This window comes from Neorhizobium vignae (genome assembly GCF_000732195.1).
GTDB lineage: Bacteria > Pseudomonadota > Alphaproteobacteria > Rhizobiales > Rhizobiaceae > Neorhizobium > Neorhizobium vignae.
Genome location: NZ_JNNU01000069.1, coordinates 1 through 470, shown reverse-complemented (window position 1 = coordinate 470; position 470 = coordinate 1). Strand labels below are relative to the sequence as shown.

Sequence of the window (470 nt, the reverse complement as noted above, 5' to 3'; positions counted from 1 at the left end):
GGCACGCTGACCATCAATGTCGATGACGATATTCCGGTTGTCGTTGCCAATGAGACCTTGCAGCTCGACGACGATACATTGGGCGGGAATGCTGGCGGTGAAGGCGACGATACGCCGACCGCGACGTCCGGCGTGCTTGGCCATAGTTTTGGCGCCGATGGCCCGGGCTCGATCTCGTGGTCGGCCAGCGGGCTGACGCTCCCCTCCGGCTTCTGGTTCGTCCGCTCGGAGGATGGCTCGCAGCTGACGATTACTCAGAACCAGAACGGCGCCTACGTGCCGGTGTTCAAGCTGGTGATCGACAATGCGGCGACGGGCGACTACCACGTCGTGCAGTTGGCGCCCGTCAATCATCAGGGCACCAATCCCGGTTTTGAGGACAATATTTCCGTCACCGTGTCCTACGAAGTGAAGGATGGCGACAACGACGTCGCCAAGGGCACGCTGAAGATCGATATCGACGACGATAC

At 60.4% G+C, this 470-nt stretch carries 1 protein-coding gene; it reads left to right on the top strand.

What is annotated here, in order from left to right:
* A partial coding sequence (locus GQ59_RS32600; RefSeq protein WP_037088651.1) for a DUF5801 repeats-in-toxin domain-containing protein occupies positions 1 to 470 on the top strand: 470 nt, incomplete at both ends.